This is a genomic window from Pelomonas parva, from assembly GCF_043555835.1.
Taxonomy (GTDB): Bacteria; Pseudomonadota; Gammaproteobacteria; order Burkholderiales; family Burkholderiaceae_C; genus Pelomonas; species Pelomonas parva.
Genome location: NZ_JBIGHV010000004.1, coordinates 297,759 through 315,984 on the forward strand (window position 1 = coordinate 297,759; position 18,226 = coordinate 315,984).

The 18,226-nt window shown below is 67.0% G+C and carries 16 protein-coding genes; 8 read left to right on the plus strand and 8 right to left on the minus strand.

Translation table 11 applies throughout. The annotated features are described in order from the left end of the window. Positions 1-88 precede the first annotated feature (88 nt). Complete coding sequence (locus ACG00Y_RS12075) at positions 89-787, minus strand: phosphatase PAP2 family protein (RefSeq protein ID WP_394479070.1); 699 nt, start codon at positions 785-787, stop codon at positions 89-91. A gap of 9 nt (positions 788-796) precedes the next feature. Beyond that, on the minus strand, positions 797-1,513 hold the full coding sequence (locus ACG00Y_RS12080) for a hypothetical protein (RefSeq protein WP_394479071.1): 717 nt from the start codon (positions 1,511-1,513) through the stop codon (positions 797-799). On the opposite strand from ACG00Y_RS12080, the gene ACG00Y_RS12085 reads away from it, so the two are divergent. Further along, complete coding sequence (locus ACG00Y_RS12085) at positions 1,496-2,581, plus strand: ABC transporter substrate binding protein (protein WP_394479073.1); 1,086 nt, start codon at positions 1,496-1,498, stop codon at positions 2,579-2,581. The two genes, ACG00Y_RS12080 and ACG00Y_RS12085, sit on opposite strands and share 18 nt — an antisense overlap. After that, entirely contained in the window at positions 2,578-4,893 is a 2,316-nt protein-coding gene (locus ACG00Y_RS12090; RefSeq protein ID WP_394479075.1) for a hybrid sensor histidine kinase/response regulator, read from the plus strand. The genes ACG00Y_RS12085 and ACG00Y_RS12090 overlap by 4 nt, the downstream gene beginning before the upstream one ends. On the opposite strand, the gene ACG00Y_RS12095 is transcribed toward ACG00Y_RS12090, so the two are convergent. Then, positions 4,851-5,579 carry a response regulator gene (locus ACG00Y_RS12095; RefSeq protein WP_394479077.1) on the minus strand — a complete coding sequence of 243 codons (729 nt, stop codon included), beginning with the start codon at positions 5,577-5,579 and terminating at the stop codon, positions 4,851-4,853. The two genes, ACG00Y_RS12090 and ACG00Y_RS12095, sit on opposite strands and share 43 nt — an antisense overlap. A 191-nt stretch (positions 5,580-5,770) precedes the next feature. Between ACG00Y_RS12095 and ACG00Y_RS12100 the strand changes: the two genes are divergently transcribed. Continuing rightward, a complete protein-coding gene (locus tag ACG00Y_RS12100) occupies positions 5,771-6,403 on the plus strand; it encodes a helix-turn-helix transcriptional regulator (protein ID WP_394479078.1) in 633 nt (210 codons plus the stop codon). Positions 6,404-6,406: 3 nt separating this feature from the next. On the opposite strand, the gene hslU is transcribed toward ACG00Y_RS12100, so the two are convergent. From hslU to ACG00Y_RS12125, 5 genes are all read right to left on the minus strand, one after another. Beyond that, the gene (gene hslU / locus ACG00Y_RS12105) at positions 6,407-7,720 is read right to left on the minus strand and encodes an ATP-dependent protease ATPase subunit HslU (RefSeq protein WP_394479079.1); all 1,314 of its coding nucleotides are present in this window, start codon (positions 7,718-7,720) and stop codon (positions 6,407-6,409) included. Then, positions 7,717-8,283, minus strand: coding sequence for an ATP-dependent protease subunit HslV (hslV, locus tag ACG00Y_RS12110; RefSeq protein WP_394479081.1), 567 nt, complete (start codon positions 8,281-8,283; stop codon positions 7,717-7,719). Before hslV ends, hslU begins: the two co-directional genes overlap by 4 nt. Before the next feature lie 39 nt (positions 8,284-8,322). After that, the gene (locus ACG00Y_RS12115; RefSeq protein WP_394479083.1) at positions 8,323-10,086 is read right to left on the minus strand and encodes a hypothetical protein; all 1,764 of its coding nucleotides are present in this window, start codon (positions 10,084-10,086) and stop codon (positions 8,323-8,325) included. A 14-nt stretch (positions 10,087-10,100) separates the two neighbouring features. Next, complete coding sequence (gene dksA / locus ACG00Y_RS12120; protein ID WP_394479085.1) at positions 10,101-10,742, minus strand: RNA polymerase-binding protein DksA; 642 nt, start codon at positions 10,740-10,742, stop codon at positions 10,101-10,103. A 157-nt stretch (positions 10,743-10,899) separates the two neighbouring features. Continuing rightward, a complete protein-coding gene (locus ACG00Y_RS12125) occupies positions 10,900-11,955 on the minus strand; it encodes a CobW family GTP-binding protein (RefSeq protein WP_394479087.1) in 1,056 nt (351 codons plus the stop codon). A 115-nt stretch (positions 11,956-12,070) separates the two neighbouring features. On the opposite strand from ACG00Y_RS12125, the gene ACG00Y_RS12130 reads away from it, so the two are divergent. The 5 genes from ACG00Y_RS12130 (at position 12,071) to gmhB (ending at position 18,226) form a co-directional block, all read left to right on the plus strand. Next, the gene (locus ACG00Y_RS12130; protein ID WP_394479089.1) at positions 12,071-12,952 is read left to right on the plus strand and encodes an HlyC/CorC family transporter; all 882 of its coding nucleotides are present in this window, start codon (positions 12,071-12,073) and stop codon (positions 12,950-12,952) included. After that, the gene (lnt, locus tag ACG00Y_RS12135; protein ID WP_394479091.1) at positions 12,949-14,400 is read left to right on the plus strand and encodes an apolipoprotein N-acyltransferase; all 1,452 of its coding nucleotides are present in this window, start codon (positions 12,949-12,951) and stop codon (positions 14,398-14,400) included. Before ACG00Y_RS12130 ends, lnt begins: the two co-directional genes overlap by 4 nt. A gap of 29 nt (positions 14,401-14,429) precedes the next feature. Further along, on the plus strand, positions 14,430-15,362 hold the full coding sequence (glyQ, locus tag ACG00Y_RS12140; protein WP_394479093.1) for a glycine--tRNA ligase subunit alpha: 933 nt from the start codon (positions 14,430-14,432) through the stop codon (positions 15,360-15,362). Further along, a complete protein-coding gene (gene glyS, locus ACG00Y_RS12145; protein WP_394479095.1) occupies positions 15,362-17,494 on the plus strand; it encodes a glycine--tRNA ligase subunit beta in 2,133 nt (710 codons plus the stop codon). Before glyQ ends, glyS begins: the two co-directional genes overlap by 1 nt. Positions 17,495-17,581: 87 nt before the next feature. Further along, positions 17,582-18,226, plus strand: a complete 645-nt coding sequence (gmhB, locus tag ACG00Y_RS12150; RefSeq protein WP_394479097.1) for a D-glycero-beta-D-manno-heptose 1,7-bisphosphate 7-phosphatase — start codon at positions 17,582-17,584, stop codon at positions 18,224-18,226.

An 18,226-nucleotide genomic window follows, 5' to 3' on the forward strand; every position in this document is an offset into this window, starting at 1 on the left:
GTGAAGCAGCAGTCTGAAGCGAGAACCCCGAAATGCGGCTGGCCTTCGGGGCGTGGATGACCGCAGCGCTGAGCGCCGCTTCGGGTAATCAGCGCAGGTCCTTGTTCTCTGGCCACTCCGCCTGGGCGAGCGACACCATGCAGGCGAACTTGGGGTTGCTCATCAACAGCTTGAAGACCTTGGCCGCCAAATCCTGTCCAGCCTCGGAGTCAGCCTCGAAGTGCACGCCGGCAACTTCGCGGTTGTACGCGACGTCGTTTGCGAGTGTGATCAAGTCCGCGCCGAGTTTGGAGAACATGGCGCCCAAGACCAGCGCGAACAGGCGTGACTGTGCGGCATGCCCGCTCGGATAGGTCGGGTGCCCGGGGTAGTTTGGGTCCGGCCTGGCAAACATCGGATTGAGGTCCTTGATGTAGGCCGAGGGTCGGGCCGCATTGAACTCTGTCTTGAAGTAGAAGAGCACGGGCAGCAACTCGTCATTGGCCGCGTTCAACAGGCGAAAGGTGATCGGCGTGTCCAGCGCCACTGGCCGACGCGCGCGAACCAAGGCCATGAGCCCCAGGTGAAGGCCTTCGACCTGACCCAGGATGCCGTGCAAGCGCATCTGCCTTTCGCCCTTGGCGGCAATCACCTTGGCGCACTGGGCCTTGAGCGTGGACTCGTCGGGCGGCAGGATCTCAATGAGCTTCTTGTCCAGCCAGTCCGGCGGGAGGTACTTGAGTTCCTTGCCGATGTACTCACGAAACACGGGCGTCCAGTCCTCAGCAGGAAACGGTTTGAGCTTCATGCCGACCCCTCAGATTTCGCCAATGGCGGCAAAGCTCAACAACGAGATCGCCAGTGCGTCCTTGGCCCAGGCCTTGCCTGGATCGGTCGCGCGCCACGCCAGCGCGTCCGCCCGCGAACCGACGATAGGCATAAAACGCAAGGCTACTCTCTTGCCATCGGATGAGGCAGGATCGGCCTCGAACTGCCAGCCCCCCATGAAGGTCGCGCCTCCAAACACGAGCGGCGGCAGGGATTCGCCCAACAGGATCTTGATCTGCGTGGTGGCGGTGTCTGGCTCAGCGTCGTCGGAGCTCTGCAGGGTCACCGGACTAACCATCTGGCCCGTCAGCGCGCGCACGGGCAGCGTGGCAGTGGCAAGCTCCAGCTCAAACGTCTCTAGCGGCGGCCACGCCGCGTCGCTCAGCGCTCTGAACACGGCGGTGGCTGTCATCGGAACAACCATCCCATCCAGATCCTTTGCCGACAACTGCTGCAGCGAATCACCGACCAGCGCCCGGAAGGTGCCGGTCGCCGTCATTGGCTGCGTGCCGACACCAGGCAAATCCTGCGACGAGATGGCCGGCAGTTCTTCGGTTGAAAGGACCTTGAACGTACCTGTCGCGGTGAACGGCGCTGCAGCCACACCATCGGGCAATGCCACCGAGCGGGCGGATGCGGTACCGAAGCCCGCGGCGTCGACAGCCACAGCTTTGATCCAACAAAAGTGGTGCTTGATACGTTCCATGCGTACTCTCCTCCTAAACTGGTTGCCACCGACGGGGGTGGTTTGATGGGGGCGCAAGAAGAATATCCAGCACGATCGAGGTCGCACAACAGCCACTTGGCCCGTGCTTTGGTATTGGTCCTATCGGTTGTGGGCGCGGCGTTGCTGACATCCGACAGCAGCCCCCCCTCACGCCCTGCTCTCATCGTCTTTCTGGGCATCGATTCGCCGAAGACCGATTTGAGCTTCCAGCGCTTCATGGCGGCAGTCGAGCGCCTGCCCGCCGCCAGCCGCCGCCGGCTCCGCGTCGAATTCACTGATTCCGGCCTTAGCAACGCTGGAACCGGCTTGTCTGCGGCCAAGCGGATGGTGAGTCTGCGTCCCGAGGTCGTCGTCGCGCCCTCTTCGGCAACTGCCAAGCTGGCCAAGGAACATCTCCGGAATACGCCCATCGTGTTCGGCAGCTTCCTGCACCCGGTTCGCTACGGGATCATCAGCTCGATGGAGACGCGCGGAGAGGCGATCACTGGCATTTGGGTTGCCGATACCCTGGATGTCAAACGCCTGGAGATCCTGCACGACGCATACCCCGTCGCAAAGCGCATCGCCGTGCTGATCGACCGCCCTTGGGGCGACTACTTCGACACCGAGAAGACCCTTTCCCCGGTGGCTGCGCGCTTAGGCCTCGAGGTGAGCGTGCTGTTCGCCGAGAACACCGCCGACGCCGAGGCATTGTTCGCCGAACCGCAGTCCAGGCTCTTCGATGCCTGGTGCCTGCCGCGCACTGGACTTGCCGGCTTGAACACGAACCTGATCGTCGGTCGCCTGCGTGAATGGGGCAAGCCTGTCATCCTGGCCAACACGGCCGACATGGCCTCCGGTGCACCGCTGTCCTATGCGCTCGACATGTCCTTTGCGTGGCCTGCCATAGCCGAACTGGTCCTGCGCATCCTCGACGGCGAACGCGCCGGCGACATTCCCGTACTGCGCCCGCAGCGCACCGTGCTCGTGGTGCGGCCAGCCCCCGCAGGCGGCTTTCCGCCTCCTAGCGCCCATGTGATCAGGCGCGCCGATGTGGTGTTGCGATGAGCCGTCAACCAGGACTGTGGGCACCATGGCGCTCGAAGACCTATCGCCCCCTGTCGCACCACTACGCCCTCAGGCTGTCGGGTCTAACGCTCAGCCTGCTGCTGCTCTCTGGCGCCTCCGAGATGTACATCGGCTATCAAGAAGCGCTGCTAAGCATCGAAGAGCGGCAGCAAGCCCTGGCTGAAGGCGCAGCGCGCGAGATCGCGGCCTACCTTGATATCGTCGACACCGGTCTGCGCGACGTCGCCAAGATGCCCTGGGGGCAACCCGGATTTGGCATCGCCCAGAGGCGCGAGGAGTTCTATCGACTCATGCAGATCGTTCCGGCAATCACCGACTTGCAGGTGGTGACCCGTGACGGACGGGAGCAGCTTGCGACTTCCAAGCATGCACCGGACCAGGTGGGTTCTCAGCAGCTCATCGAAGAACCTGCGCTCGCCCTGGTGGGCCTCAATGACGGCGTGCGCCGCGGCCGGACCTATTTCCAGGACGGCTATCTTCCGACACTACGCATGTCCATTTCCGATGGCCGAGACGCCATCGTGGCCACAGTCGACTTGCGGCTCCTGGGCGATGTTGTGACCCGGTTGCGCACCGGCGAGGCTGGGCTGGCCTATGTCGTCGATGCACAGGGGTTGCTCATCGCCCACCCGCGGGCCACTCACGCGCTCAGTCGCATGGACCTATCACGCTCCGAAGCCGTCCGCCAGGCCCGTGCAGCTGCCGCGTCCGCCAACGTTATGGTCCGCGGTCTTGCGACACATGACATCGAGGGCCGGCCCGTCATCACGACGGCCGCGACGGTACCCGGTACGGGTTGGATGGTCTTCATGGAGCAGGCGCGCAGTGAAGCGCTGAAGCCAGCCTGGGCGACGTTGACTCGCACGCTACTGCTGATGGTCATTGGCATCGTTGCCGCCCTTGCGATCGGCGTCACCTTCGCCCGCCGCATGGCAGCGCCAATCGTCGCCCTGCGCCGCGCCACAGCGCGCATCGCCAGCGGCGACCTGGATACTGCGCTCAAGGTTGATCGCCATGATGAGATCGAAGAACTCGCCCACGATTTCAATCAAATGGCCTCCCAACTACGCGACCTCTACGCCAGCCTCGAAGCCAAAGTCGCCGAGCGCACCGCCCAGCTCTCCGACGCCCGCGACGTGCTGGCCGCTCGTGCCGAAGAACTCTCCAAGCTCAAGGACGAAGCCGACCGCGCCAACGCCGCCAAGACCCGCTTTCTCGCTGCCGCCAGCCACGACCTGCGCCAGCCCATGCACTCGATCAGCCTGCTGCTCGGCGTGCTGCAAAGCCGCCTCGACAGCGCCGAACACATCGTGCTGGCCGACAAGATCCAGACCTCGGTCGCGACGATGGAGAACCTGTTCGGCAACCTGCTGGACATCTCCAAGCTCGACGCCGGCGCGGTGCAGGCGCATCTGGAGGACGTCGACCTCGGCTGGCTGCTGCATCGCCTGGAGCAGACCTGGGCGCCGCAGGCTGCCGAGAAGGGGCTGCGGCTGAGCGTGAGGGGCTGCAATGTCGTGGTCAGAGGTGATGCGGTGCTGCTGGAGCGCATCGTTGGCAATCTCGTCGCCAATGCCATCCGCTACACGCGCGAGGGCGGCGTGCTGGTGGGCTGCCGGCGGCGTGGCCGCGAGGTCGAACTGCAGGTGTGGGACAGCGGACCCGGCATCGAGCCACGCCACCGCGAGGCCATCTTCGAGGAGTTCTTCCGCATTGAGGCGCCGGGCACGGGGCAGGAGAAGGGCCTGGGCCTGGGCCTGTCCATCGTGCAGCGCTGCGCACAGATCCTGGGGTATGGCCTGAGCGTCGACAGCCGCGTCGGGCATGGCACAGTGTTTCGCCTGAAGCTGCCGCTTTCGGCAGCAACGGCAGCTTCGCCGCGCACCTCGCCGCGACTGGCGGCCAGTCAGCAAGCGTTGGCGGGCCGCTTCATCGTCGTCGTCGACGACGAAGCCATGAACGCCCAGGCCCTGGTGGACGCGCTGCGCGCCTGCCGCTGCCATGTCGTCGCCGCCGCGTCCTGCGACGAGGCGCTGGCCGAGCTGCAGCAGCATCTGCGCGTGCCCGACCTCATCGTCACCGACTACCAGCTCGGCGGCGGGCGGGACGGCTTCGAGGTCATTTCACGCCTGCGCCAGCACTACGACGACGCTATTCCCGCGCTGATGGTCACGGCCAACACCGATGCCAGCCTGCAGCCCCGCGCCGCCGCGCAACAGGCGCGTCTGCTGCACAAGCCCATCGGGCTTCAGCGCTTGCTGGACGCCATGCTGGAGTCGCTGGAGCCCTGAGCCGCCACGGGCTCTTCGAAGCGCAGCCCCATGCGGCTGGCCGCCAGCACGGCCTGGGTGCGCGTGGTCACGTTCAGCGCGCGCAGCACGGCCGAGGTATGCGCCTTGACGGTGCTCAGTGACAGGTTGAGCTGGCGCCCGATGAGCTTGGCCGGCTTGCCCTGCAGCAGCAGGTGCAGCACGTCGGCTTGGCGCGGGGTCATGCCGAGATCTGCCGGCTGCCGGCCCGATGCTGCCACCACTGCAGTTGCCGGCGCCGGTGCGGGGCTGGCCGCAGGCGCCGCGCGCGCAGCGAGAAAGACCGACGGCGGCAGGTAGATGCCCTTGGCCAGGATGAGCCGCAGCGCGCCGAGCATGACCTGCGAGGTCGAGCTCTTGGGAATGAAGCCCATCGCACCGGCGTCCAGCACGGCGAGCACGGTGTCCTTGTCGTCCGCCGAGGACATGACGACGACCGGCGCATCCGGATGGTCGGCGCGCAGACGTTTCAGCCCCTCCAGGCCCGACAAGCCCGGCAGCCCCAGGTCGATGAGCACGAGGTCGACACTGCCGCGTTGCGCCAGCACCTCGAAGGCCTCCTCGCAACTGCCCGCCTCCCAGGTCTGAAGCCCGTCCACGAGCGGCTTGAGCAGCATCGCCACGCCTTCGCGGAACAGGGCGTGGTCGTCGATCAACAGAATTCTCATGGGCGGTCTCCCCTGCCGGCAATGGTATCGGCGCTGTCCCCGCCCGCGGATCAGACCAAAGGTCTGTCCTTTTGGCCTAAGCCTCATGAGCCCGGGCGATGTACTTCTCGGCAATGGCAGCGGCACCCCGCGCTCACCAAACTTGTGGACCAGAGACGGCGCCATCGCGCCGCCAGGGCTCAGGGGGTTCCATGTTCCACGCCATTGCCGCCAATTCATCCGACCGTCCATCGGGCCTGCAGGCCCAGCCGCACCTCGTGCTGGCGGCCCTGCCGCAGCCGCTGCTCGTGCTGCGGCCCGACCGGCGCCTGCTGTTCGCCAACGCCAACGCCAATCAGCTGTTGACCGAAGGCCTGGGGCAGTCACGCGCAAGTCACCTGATGAGCATCGGCCAGCTAGACGCAATGCGCCTGGGCGAACTGCTGGCCCTGGCGGCAGCGGGCTCGTCCTCCCGCATCGCGCTGTGGTTCACGCCGAGCCTGGCCACAGGCTGGCTGCACGCCGCACCGCTGGCGCCGGCCATCGCGCTGGCAGCGGACTGGCCCACGAGCAGCGTGCTGCTGGCCGTGCACCTGGATCAACCGGCGCTGACGCAAGCCGCGCGCATCGAGGCGCTGACACGCCAGTGCCGCCTCAGCCAGGCCGAGCGCCAGGTGCTGCTGCTGCTGGCCGACGGCGAGGCGGTGGAGGCGACGTCGCGCCACCTCGGTCTGTGCGTGAGCACCGTGCGCAGCCATGTGCGCAACCTGCTGGGCAAGACGCAGGCGCCCAACCTCATGCAGCTGCTTCGATGGACGGGCAGCGCCGCCTCGCTGCCGCATTGAGCCTCAGAGAATGAACCGGCTCAGATCCTCGTTCGCCGCCAGCGCCGCCAGCTTCGCGTCCACCGCCGCGCCGTCCAGCACCAGCGTCTGACCGGAGCGGTTGGGCGCGTCGAAGCTGATCTCGTCCAGCAGCCGCTCCATCACCGTGGCCAGGCGGCGCGCGCCGATGTTCTCGGTGCGCTCGTTGACCTCGAAGGCGATCTCGGCCAGGCGGCGCACAGCCTCGGGCTGCAGGTCCAGCGTGACGCCCTCGGTGGCCAGCAAGGCCTGGTACTGCTTGACGAGGCTGGCATGCGTGCTCGTCAGGATGGCCTCGAAATCGGCCACCGACAGCGAGTCCAGCTCGACGCGGATCGGCAGCCGGCCCTGCAGCTCGGGGATCAGGTCGCTGGGCTTGGCAAGGTGGAAGGCGCCGCTGGCGATGAAGAGGATGTGGTCGGTCTTCACGAGGCCGTACTTCGTCGTCACCGTCGTGCCTTCGACGAGCGGCAGGAGGTCGCGCTGCACACCCTGGCGCGACACCTCCGCGCCGCCGTGTTCGTTGCGCGATGCCACCTTGTCGATCTCGTCGATGAAGACGATGCCCATCTCCTGCGCATTGGCCAGCGCGGCCGCGCGGATCTCTTCCTCGTTGACGAGCTTGGCCGCCTCCTCGTCGACCAGCAGCTTCAGCGCATCGGCGATCTTGAGCTTGCGGGGCTTCTTCTGCGCGCCGCCGAACTGGCTGAACATGCCCTTCAACTGCTCGGCCATGTCCTCCATGCCCGGCTGGTTGCCGAAGGGCGTCAGCAGCTCCACGCTGGGCTTAGGCGCAAGCAGGTCCAGCTCGATGTCCTTGTCGTCGAGCTGCCCCTCGCGCAGGCGCTTGCGCATGGTCTGGCGCGTGGCGTTGTCGGCGTCCATGCCGGGCAGCAGCACGTCGAGGATGCGGTCCTCGGCGGCGTCCTCGGCGCGCGTCTGGCAGCGGCGCATGGCCACTTCGCGCTCCTGCTTGACGGCCACTTCGATGAGGTCGCGGATGATGGAGTCGACATCTTTGCCGACATAGCCCACCTCGGTGAACTTGGTCGCCTCGACCTTGATGAAGGGCGCACCGGCCAGCCTGGCCAGGCGCCGTGCAATCTCGGTCTTGCCGACGCCGGTGGGGCCGATCATCAGGATGTTCTTGGGCGTGATCTCGCCGCGCAGCTTCTCGTCGACCTGCTGGCGGCGCCAGCGGTTGCGCATGGCGATGGCGACGGCACGCTTGGCGGCCTGCTGGCCGACGATGTGACGGTCCAGCTCGGAAACGATCTCTTGAGGGGTCATCGAGCTCATTCCAGAACCTCCAGCGTGTGGCTCTGGTTGGTGTAGATGCAGATCTCGCCGGCAATCTCCAGCGACTTCTTGACGATGTCCGCCGCGCTCAGCTCGGTATTGGCCAGCAGCGCCTTGGCGGCGGCCTGGGCAAAGGCGCCGCCGGAACCGATGGCGACGATGCCCTGCTCGGGCTCCAGCACGTCGCCATTGCCGGTGATGATGAGTGAGGCCGTGCGGTCGGCCACGGCCAGCATGGCCTCCAGCCGGCGCAGCACGCGGTCGGTGCGCCAGTCCCGAGTCAGCTCGACGGCGGCGCGCACGAGGTGGCCCTGGTGCTTCTCCAGCTTGGCCTCGAAGCGCTCGAACAGCGTGAACGCATCGGCGGTGGCGCCGGCAAAGCCGGCCAGCACCTGGTCGCGGTAGAGCTTGCGCACCTTGCGCGCGCTGGACTTGACGATGGTGTTGCCCAGCGTCACCTGGCCGTCGCCGCCGATGGCGACCTGCCAGCCGGTGGCCGTCTGGCGGCGCACCGAGATGATGGTGGTGCCGTGATAAACGGCGGAGGAGGAATCAGAAGACATAGGGCCTCCAGTTGGGGGCCAAGGTCCAGCCCACAAGGTTCAGTTGATGCGAACCTTCACCTTCGCATGCTCGTTGATGCCCATGGCACCGAAGAACAGCGCGACAAGGCGATGCGAATCGTTGAAGACGACCGTGCGGTTCTCGCTGCGGCGCTGCAGCACCCAGTTCAGCAGGTCGCCGGCGGCCATGAAGTCCAGCCGGATCAGCTTGGTGCAGGAGATGTTGATGAGGCTGGCGTCGCCGACTTCGCCGGACATCACCCGCAGGTTGTCGGAGATGTCGCCGCTGAGCTGGCCCATCATTTCCAGCTGGGCCACGTGCGGCTCCGTCAGCAGGCCGGTGTCCAGGAAGGTCGACTGCGCCTCGCTGGGCATCGAGGTGGTGGCCGGGCTGTTCGTCGAGCCGCCTTCGCTGCCGATGCGCACGCGGCACTTGGCGCGTTCCCAGGACGGCGGCGACACCTCGTAGGTCACGCAGTAGTCGATGGCGGCCTCGTCGAACTGGTCGGGCCGGTTGGCCAGGCGCAGCGCTTCCAGGCGCAACATCCACAGCGCCGGGTCGGTGTCGCGCTCGCCGACGGGGGCCAGCTCCTTGAGCTGGGTCAGGAAGCGGTCGCCACCCATCCAGCGCTGGTCGACCTGCTGTTGGGCCCAGGTGCGCAGCAACTGGCGCAGCTGGATGGCGGCCTCGATCTCGATCTCGTCGACGGCGCCCCAGTCGAACACCCAGGGCATGGGCAGCGTCTCGCTGCGCTTGTGCAAGGTCGTCACGTCCTCGGCGCGCAGCGTGGACGGTGCCGTCCAGCTCACCTGCCCCGCCTTGGCCATGGGCGAGCGGTTGGCCTGGCGGGCCGTCTCGGCCACCAGCCTGGGCATGGAGAACCACTGCGGCGCCGACAGGCCGAACTGCTGTGCGTACTCCACCGCCAGTACCTCGAACTTGCCCTGGGCGCCGGTGGCACGGTAGTGGTCGAACAGCACCAGCCAGGTTTCGCCATGCAGGTTGCGGCTGCCGCCGGGGCGCACCAGCTCGGTCAGCGCGCGTTCGCTGTTGTCGTAGTCGGCATTGGCGAAGGCGATGACCGCCTCGTCCAGTTCGGGGTCGTGCACCAGCTCCTGCACCTCCAGCGGCGCCGAGGACTCGGCCAGCGTGAAGGACAGCGGCATGTCCAGCGGCGGCAGGTCGGGCAGGCGGCTGGGCGGCGAAGCGGACAGTGGCGGGATGGCCGCACCCATCGTCACGGCCGCAGGCGGCGGCGGCGCGGACAGGCGCTGCACCTCCTGCGGGCTGGAGAACTCGCTGACCCGCCCGCCCGACGAGTCCATGACCGGCGGCGGCGCCGATGACGTGGACGCGAACGCCACGGGCCGCGTGCTCGTCTCGAAGAATCCGGGCTGCTGCTTGGGCACGGCCTGCGTCGTCGCAAAGCTCTCGCCCACCATCTGCTGCTCGATCTCGTCGATCTTGGCCTTCACGCCGAGGTCGATCTTGGAATTGGGTTCGCTGATGCGCTCGTCGTCACCCATGCGGGACGGCGACGAGGCCAGCGCGGCGAGTTGCTCGGGCGTCAGCCCTTCGCGGCGGATGCGGCGCAGCATGTCGAGCTCGCGCTTGCGCACGAAGTCGTTGCGGCGCTTGCGCTCCACCATCGCGCGCAACTCGGCCTTGGCGAGATCGCCCTCGGGGTCGTCCTGGCGCGAATTGATCTCCGACCAGTCCGTCGTCGGGTTGGCGACGAAGCGCGCAACCTTGCGGAAGAAGCTGTCGCCTTCCTTGGGGTCTGCGGGCTTGGACTCGGTCATGTGGTGGTCAGGGCTCAGTCCCCAAACATTTTCTGTTTCAGCTCGCGGCGCTGTTGCGCTTCGAGCGACAGCGTCGCCGTCGGGCGGGCGATCAAACGGCCGAGGCCGATGGGCTCGCCAGTCTCGTCGCAATAGCCGTAGTCGCCGCTGTCCAGTCGCGTGATCGACTGCACGATCTTCTTCAGCAGCTTGCGTTCGCGGTCGCGCGTGCGCAGTTCCAGCGCATGCTCTTCCTCGATGGTCGCGCGGTCGGCCGGGTCGGGCACGATGGTCGTGTCTTCGCGCAGGTGCTCGGTGGTCTCGCCGGCGTTGGACAACACCTCGCGCTTCAGGCCTTCCAGCTTGGCGCGGAAGAACTCGATCTGCTTGGCGTTCATGTACTCCGCGTCCGGCATGGCCAGGACTTCGGCGTCGCTCAGCTCGGCGCCGGGCTTGCTCTTCCAGGCGTTGACGAGCTTCGGGTCGCCCTTGGCGGCGATGCGCGGCGCCGCGTCGACTTCGTGGTTGGCACCGCGCGCAGGCGGCCTGGGCGGGGCAAAGCGGTCGGCGAAGCGATTCGCCGGTGCGGGCACCTCCAACATGGCGACGTCCGCGCCAATGTCGGACTTCTTTCCACCCTTGGTGGATGCGGTTTTAGGGGCCGGGGTCTTGCTCACTGTCTTCTCCTCGCTCTGGGTGTGCATCGGCGCGGTGTCAGACCTTGATCCCACTGCATTTGAAGCCGGCTGCCCAATTTTGAGCGCGGCGGATTGTAGCCATGAGGATTCGAACGTCCGCACCCCCTGGAAACAGTGCCCCAGGGACCAAAAAACATCACGCCAGGCAGCCTTCCAAACCTTGCAACAACACATCCTTCGGCAGGTCGATGCCGATGAACACCATCTTGCTCTGTTTTTTCTCGCCCGGCATCCAACGCGGGCCGAGATCGGAGCCCATCATCTGGTGCACGCCCTGGAAGATGACCTTCTTCTCCGTGCCTTTCATGTGTAGGACGCCCTTGTATCTGAGCATCTTGGGCCCGTAGACCTGCACGATGGCGCCGAGGAAGTCTTCCAGCTTGGCCGGGTTGAAGGGCTTGTCCGAACGGAAGACGAAGCTCTTCACATCGTCCTCATGGGCATGATGGTGCGGGTGATCGCAGTGCTCGCCATGCTCATGGTCGTGATGATCGTGGTCATGGTGGTGATCATGCGTGTCCGCCTTCAGGAAGTCCGGGTCGATCTCCAGCTTGGCGTTCAGGTTGAAGCCGCGCAGGTCGAAGATCTTGGCGAGCGGCACCTCGCCGAAATGCGCCGCCGTGATGGGCGCGCGCGGGTTCATGTGCTTGATGCGGTGGATCAGCGCCTCCACGGCCGCCGGCTCGACCAGGTCGCTCTTGCTGATGAAGAGCTGGTCGGCGAAACCAACCTGCATGCGCGCTTCCTGGCGGCTGTTGAGCTGCTCGTCGGCGTGCTTGGCGTCCACCAGCGTCAGCACAGAGTCCAGCAGATAGGCCTCGGCGATCTCATCGTCCATGAAGAAGGTCTGGGCCACGGGGCCGGGGTCGGCCAAGCCGGTGGTCTCGATGATGACGCGGTCGAACTTCAGCTCACCCTTGCGGCGCTTGGCGGCCAGGTCGGACAGCGTCGTACGCAAGTCCTCGCGGATCGTGCAGCAGACGCAGCCGTTGTTCATCTGGATGATCTGTTCCTCGGTGTCCGACACGAGGATGTCGGTGTCGATGTTCTCTTCGCCGAACTCGTTCTCGATGACGGCGATCTTCTGGCCGTGGGCCTCGGTCAGGATGCGCTTGAGCAGCGTGGTTTTGCCGGCGCCCAAGAAGCCGGTCAGGATGGTGGCGGGGATGAGGCCGTTGGTGGAGGAGGACATGGCGGGACCGTTTTCTGAAGAAGGCAGCGGATATCGGGACGAAGCGTTGCAAGGCAAGGGCTTGTCAAACCAATCGGCTATTCTGTCCCCTGTCGCAATACCCTGACAGTTCCCCTTGAGCGAACCGCATTCAGGCCGGCCCCCAGTTCGCGGGGCCGCCAAACACCCGCCCGAGGCCCGCAGCCTGATGGAGCGCCTGCTGGAGTTCCTGCACCCCGGCCCCGACTCCAAGTCCGAACTGATGGAAACGCTGGCCGATGCCGAGCAGCGTGAGCTGATCGAGCCCGAGTCGCGCCAGATGCTGGAAGGCGTGCTGCGCATGGCCGAGCTGTCGGCAGGCGACGCGATGGTGGCCGCACCGCGCATGGACTTGCTGGACATCGACGCGCCCTATGACGAGCTGCTGGGCCTGGTGATCGATACCGGCCACTCGCGCTTCCCGGTCTACGAGGGCACGCGCGACAACATCATCGGCATCCTGCTCGCCAAGGACTTGCTGAAGATGCAGCGCGCGCCGGAGCTGAACCTGCGTGCGCTGCTGCGGCCCACCGTCTTCGTGCCGGAGAGCAAGGGCCTGAACGAGCTGCTGCGCGACTTCCGCTCCAACCGCAACCACCTGGCCATCGTCATCGACGAGTTCGGCAACACCGCCGGCCTCATCACCATCGAGGACGTGCTGGAGGAGATCGTCGGCGAGATCGAGGACGAGTTCGACGACAAGGACGGCGAATCGGGCCTGTACACGTTGGCCGACGGCAGCCAGCGCGTGGCAGGCGATGCGAGCATCGCGGCCGTCAACGGCAGCTTTGGCCTGGCGCTGCCGGACGACGACTTCGACACCATCGGCGGCCTGGTCGCCCATGAGCATGGCCGCGTGCCGCGCCGCGGCGAGACCGTGCAGGTGGGCGGCCTCAACTTCGCCGTCATGCTGACCCGCGGCGGTGCGGTGCGCTGGTTCAAGGTCACGCGCGTGGCCGAAGGCGAGTCCGAAGCGTGAGGCTCGGCGTTGCCGCTGCGGTCGCGCTGGCCGCCGGGCTGCTGCAGACCGCCTCCTTCGCCCCCACCGAGGCGTGGTGGGCCCAGATCGCCGCCCTGGCGCTGCTGTTCGGCATGGTCGCCCACGCCACGCCGCGCGTCGCCGCCCTCTGCGGCGTGCTGTTCGGCTTCAGCTGGCTGGCCTCGGGCCTGTGGTGGCTGCACATCAGCATGCACCAGTTCGGTGGCATTCCCTGGGCGCTCGCCGCACTGGCCGTCGGGCTGCTGGCGGCTTTCCTGAGCGGCTACTACGCGCTGGCGTTGGGCCTGACTGCCCGCTGGATCAATCCCGGCCGCTGGCGGCTGCTGGCGCTGGCGCCGGCCTGGCTGCTGGCCGAGCTGGCCCGGGCGACGTGGTTCAGCGGCTTTCCGTGGATCGCCTCGGGCTATGCACACACGGTCGGGCCGCTGGCGGGCTGGGCGCCGTGGATCGGCATCTACGGCATCACCGCGCTGGCCGCGCTGGCCGCCGCCGGGCTGGTTCTGCTGCGCGAGCGCGCCTGGGCCTGGACCGCACCCGCCCTGCTGCTACCGCTGGCCGGCCTGCTGCTGCCGCAGGACTTCACGGCGTCGAGCGGCCGCATCGCTGTGTCCCTTGTCCAGCCCAGCATCCCGCAAGACCAGAAGTTCGACGCCGCCCGCTTCGCCGCCAACCTGGAGGCGCTGGCCCGGCTCATCGAGTCGGCCAAGGGTCAGGTCGTCATCACGCCGGAATCCGTCGTGCCGCTGCCGCTGGGCGAACTGGACCGGGCCACGCTCGTGCGGCTGTCCAACCCCGAGCGCCCAGCCCTGCTCGGCGCGTTCCTGGGCAACGCGGACGAAGGCTTCGTCAACTCCGTCGTCGGCCTGGGCACGGACTACCACTACGGCAAGCGCCACCTGCTGCCCTTCGGCGAGTTCATTCCGCCTGGCTTCGGCTGGTTCGTGCGGGCCATGAACATCCCGCTGGACAGCCAGGCCCGCGGCCAGCACCAGCGCCCCTGGGCCGTGGCCGGCCAGCGTCTGCGGCCGCTGATCTGCTACGAGGATCTGTTCGGCGAGGACTTTGTGCAGAGCGCTGCTTCGGATTCGGGGCCGGAGGCTGCCACCGTCTTCGTCAACGTCAGCAACCTGGCCTGGTTCGGCACGGTCATGGTCCAGGACCAGCACCTGCAGTTCTCGCAGATGCGCGCGCTGGAGTTCCAGCGGCCCGTCGTGCGCTCGACCAACACCGGCGCCACCGCCGTCGTCGACTACCTGGGCCACATCACGGCCCGCATGCCGGCGCTCGAACGCGGCGTGCTGGAAGCCACTGTCGACGGCCGCACCGGCACCACGCCCTACGCCCGTTGGCTGAACGCTTTGGGCCTGTGGCCGCTGTGGGGACTTGCGCTGTTGACCCTGATGGGACTCAAGAAGGCCGCCTCATAGAATCGGCCACCCCCTTCTCCCCCCATTCCATGCTGACCTTCCAGCAAATCATCCTGACGCTTCAGGACTATTGGTCCAAACAAGGCTGCGCACTCCTCCAGCCCTACGACATGGAAGTCGGTGCCGGCACCAGCCACACCGCCACCTTCCTGCGCGCCCTCGGCCCCGAGCCCTGGAAGGCCGGCTATGTGCAACCCAGCCGCCGCCCCAAGGACGGCCGCTACGGCGAGAACCCCAACCGCCTGCAGCACTACTACCAGTACCAGGTCGTGCTGAAGCCCGCGCCGGCCAACATCCTGGAGCTCTACCTGGGCTCGCTGGAGGCGCTGGGCTTCGACCTGAAGAAGAACGACGTGCGCTTCGTCGAGGACGACTGGGAGAACCCCACGCTCGGCTGCTGGGGCCTGGGCTGGGAGGTCTGGCTCAACGGCATGGAAGTGACGCAGTTCACCTACTTCCAGCAGGTTGGCGGCATCGACTGCAAGCCCATCACCGGCGAGATCACCTACGGGCTGGAGCGCCTGGCGATGTACCTGCAGGGCAAGGAGTCGGTGTACGACCTGGTCTACACCGATGGCCTGACCTACGGCGACGTGTTCCACCAGAACGAGGTCGAGCAGAGCACCTACAACTTCGAGCACAGCGATGTGGACTTTCTGCTGTCGGCCTTTGCCGCGCACGAGAAGAAGAGCCAGGAGCTGATGGTCGAGAAGCTCGCGCTGCCCGCCTACGAGCAACTGCTGAAGGCCGCCCACAGCTTCAACCTGCTGGACGCGCGCGGTGCGATCAGCGTGACCGAGCGCGCGGCCTACATCGGCCGCATCCGCAACCTGGCCCGTGCCGTGGCCGCGAGCTATCTCGAAAGCCGTGCGCGTCTCGGGTTCCCGATGGCGCCGAAAGCCTGGGCCGATGAAGTCGTCGCACAGATCGAACTGAAGAACAGCAAGAAGGCGGCCGCTTGATGAATCTGCTCGTTGAACTGTTTGTCGAAGAGCTGCCGCCCAAGGCGCTGAAGAAGCTGGGTGAGTCCTTTGCAGGCGTGCTGGCCGACAGCCTGAAGGCGCAAGGCCTGGCTGCTGCGGATGCCGCCGTCACGTCGTTCGCGTCGCCGCGCCGCCTGGGTGTGCATGTGGCCAACGTCGCCGCAAAGGCCGCCGACAAGGCGGTGCAGCAGAAGCTGATGCCGGTCGCCGTCGCCCTCACCGCCGACGGCCATGCCACGCCCGCACTGCTGAAGAAGCTCGCGTCCATTGGCGCCAGCCCCGAGGTCGTGCAGCAGCTCAAGCGCCTGCCCGACGGCAAGGCCGAGGCGCTGTACTGGGACAGCATGGTCGCCGGCGCCACGCTCGCGCAAGGCCTGCAGAAGGCGCTGGACGAAACGCTGGCCAAGCTGCCCATCCCCAAGGTCATGACCTACCAGCTGACCGATGGCTGGAGCGATGTGAAGTTCGTGCGCCCGGCGCATGGCCTCATCGCGCTGCACGGCAGCGACGTCGTGCCGGTCCAGGCCCTGGGCCTGACTTCCGGCCGTGTGACCAAAGGCCACCGCTTCGAGGCGCGCACGCCTGAGGTGAGCATCGAATCCGCCGACAGCTATGCCGCTCAGTTGCGCGACCAGGGCGCCGTCATCGCCAGCTTCGCCGAGCGCCGCGCCGAGATCTCGCGCCAGCTCAAGGGCGCGGCCGATGCGCTGAGCCTGACGCCGATCGACGACGGCGCGCTGCTCGATGAAGTGACCGCCCTCGTCGAGCGCCCCAATGTGCTGACCTGCGCGTTCGAAGCCGAGTTCCTGGCCGTGCCGCAAGAGTGCCTCATCCTGACGATGAAGGCCAACCAGAAGTACTTCCCGCTGCTGGACGCCCACGGCAAGCTGACGCGCCACTTCCTGGTGGTGAGCAACATCGCGCCGGCCGACGCCAGCGCCGTCGTGCAAGGCAACGAGCGCGTCGTGCGCCCGCGCCTGGCGGACGCCAAGTTCTTCTTCGACCAGGACCGCAAGAAGAAGCTCGAAGACCGCCTGCCGGGTCTCGCCAAGGTCGTCTATCACGGCAAGCTGGGCAGCCAGGGCGAGCGTGCCGAGCGCGTGCGCGCGATTGGCCATGCCATCGTCAACCAGCTGAGCATGGCCACCCTGCCCTACACGGTCGAGGCCGACGACGAGTTCAAGGTACTGGACAGCAAAGTCAAGCAGGCGTCTAGCCTCGCCAAGTGCGACCTGCTGACCGACATGGTTGGCGAGTTCCCCGAGCTGCAAGGGATCATGGGCGGCTACTACGCCCGCCACGAGGGCCTTCGCGACGGTGTGGCCATCGCCATCGAGGACCACTACAAGCCCCGCTTCGCCGGTGACGCGCTGCCGCGCAACCACACCGGCACGGTTGTGGCGCTGGCGGACAAGCTGGAGACGCTGGTGGGCCTGTTCGGCATCGGCCAGTTGCCCACCGGCGACAAGGACCCGTTCGCGCTGCGCCGCCATGCGTTGGGCGTCATCCGCATCCTCGTCGAGAAGAACCTGCCGCTGGAGCTGCCTGCGCTGATCGACGCGGCCGTGCCGGGCTTCGGCGAGCTGATCACCAGCCCGCGCGAGGCGTTGCTGACTTTCTTCGCCGACCGCCTGGCCGTGAGCCTGCGCGACCAGGGCTACAGCGCCCAGGAAGTCGACGCCGTGCTGGCGCTGAACCCCACGCGCCTGGGCGACGTGCCGAAGCGCCTTGAGGCCGTGCGCGCCTTCGCTCAGCTCTCCGAAGCCGCCTCGCTGGCGGCCGCCAACAAGCGCGTCGGCAACATCCTGAAGAAGGTCGAGGGCGAGCTGCCCACGGCCATCAACCCGGACCTGTTGCAGGAAACCGCCGAACAGGCGCTGGCCGCCGCCATTGCCGACGTGCAGCCGGCTGCCGACCTGCTGTTCGAGCAGCACGACTACACCGGCTCGCTGAAAGCCCTGGCCGCGCTGAAGGCGCCGGTCGATGCCTTCTTCGACGACGTGATGGTCAATGCCGAAGACCCGCTGCTGCGCGCCAACCGCCTCGCGCTACTGGGCCGCCTGCACGCTGCGATGAACCGCGTGGCGGACCTGTCGCGCCTCGCCAGCTGAAATGAACCGTCAACCCCCACGCTCGCTTTCGCTCGCTGCCCCCCGAGGGGGCGTTCAGCGGCTTCGGGCGGCCGGGCGCCGCTGAAGATGCGCTCCGACCACGCCCACGGCATGAAGCTGGTCATCCTCGGCCGCGACGGCACCATCAATCGCTACCGCGACGATCACGTCAAGGCACCCGAGGAGCTGGACCCGCTGCCGGGCGCGCTGGAGGCTGTCGCACGGCTGAACCATGCGGGCTGGCACACGGTGCTCGCCACCAACCAGGCCGGCATCGGCCGCGGCCTGCTCGACATGGCGTCGCTGAACGCGGTGCACGTGCGGCTGAACCAGCTGCTGGCCGAAAAGGGCGGGCGCCTGGACGCCGCCTTCTTCTGCCCGCACACGCCCGAGGAAGGCTGCGACTGCCGCAAGCCGCTGCCCGGGCTGATCCAGCAGATCGGTGAGCGCTTCGATGTCGAGCTGCCCGAGGTGCACATGGTCGGCGCGTCGCTGACCGACCTGCTGACGGCGCAGAACGCCGGCTGCATGCCTCATCTGGTGCTGACCGGCCCGTTCGGCAGCCTCGGCACCGAAGAACTCGCCAACCTGCTGGTGCAGGTGCCCAATGCCCGCGTCCACGACGACCTGATGAGCTTTGCCGACACCCTCATCCAGGAGGAGCGCCGGCGCGTTGCCGAGCTACGCGGCAAGGCCTTTTCCCCTGACACCCAGGCCGGAGACCTGAACTGA

Bases quoted from the DNA above. Each gene is read 5' to 3' on its own strand.
- gmhB (WP_394479097.1), top strand. From the start codon at position 17,582: ATGCGCTCCGACCACGCCCACGGCATGAAGCTGGTCATCCTCGGCCGC.
- ACG00Y_RS12075 (WP_394479070.1), bottom strand. From the start codon at position 787: ATGAAGCTCAAACCGTTTCCTGCTGAGGACTGGACGCCCGTGTTTCGT.
- hslV (WP_394479081.1), bottom strand. From the start codon at position 8,283: ATGTCTTCTGATTCCTCCTCCGCCGTTTATCACGGCACCACCATCATC.
- ACG00Y_RS12090 (WP_394479075.1), top strand. From the start codon at position 2,578: ATGAGCCGTCAACCAGGACTGTGGGCACCATGGCGCTCGAAGACCTAT.
- ACG00Y_RS12100 (WP_394479078.1), top strand. From the start codon at position 5,771: ATGTTCCACGCCATTGCCGCCAATTCATCCGACCGTCCATCGGGCCTG.
- glyQ (WP_394479093.1), top strand. From the start codon at position 14,430: ATGCTGACCTTCCAGCAAATCATCCTGACGCTTCAGGACTATTGGTCC.
- ACG00Y_RS12115 (WP_394479083.1), bottom strand. From the start codon at position 10,086: ATGACCGAGTCCAAGCCCGCAGACCCCAAGGAAGGCGACAGCTTCTTC.
- hslU (WP_394479079.1), bottom strand. From the start codon at position 7,720: ATGAGCTCGATGACCCCTCAAGAGATCGTTTCCGAGCTGGACCGTCAC.
- ACG00Y_RS12080 (WP_394479071.1), bottom strand. From the start codon at position 1,513: ATGGAACGTATCAAGCACCACTTTTGTTGGATCAAAGCTGTGGCTGTC.
- ACG00Y_RS12125 (WP_394479087.1), bottom strand. From the start codon at position 11,955: ATGTCCTCCTCCACCAACGGCCTCATCCCCGCCACCATCCTGACCGGC.
- glyS (WP_394479095.1), top strand. From the start codon at position 15,362: ATGAATCTGCTCGTTGAACTGTTTGTCGAAGAGCTGCCGCCCAAGGCG.
- ACG00Y_RS12095 (WP_394479077.1), bottom strand. From the start codon at position 5,579: ATGAGAATTCTGTTGATCGACGACCACGCCCTGTTCCGCGAAGGCGTG.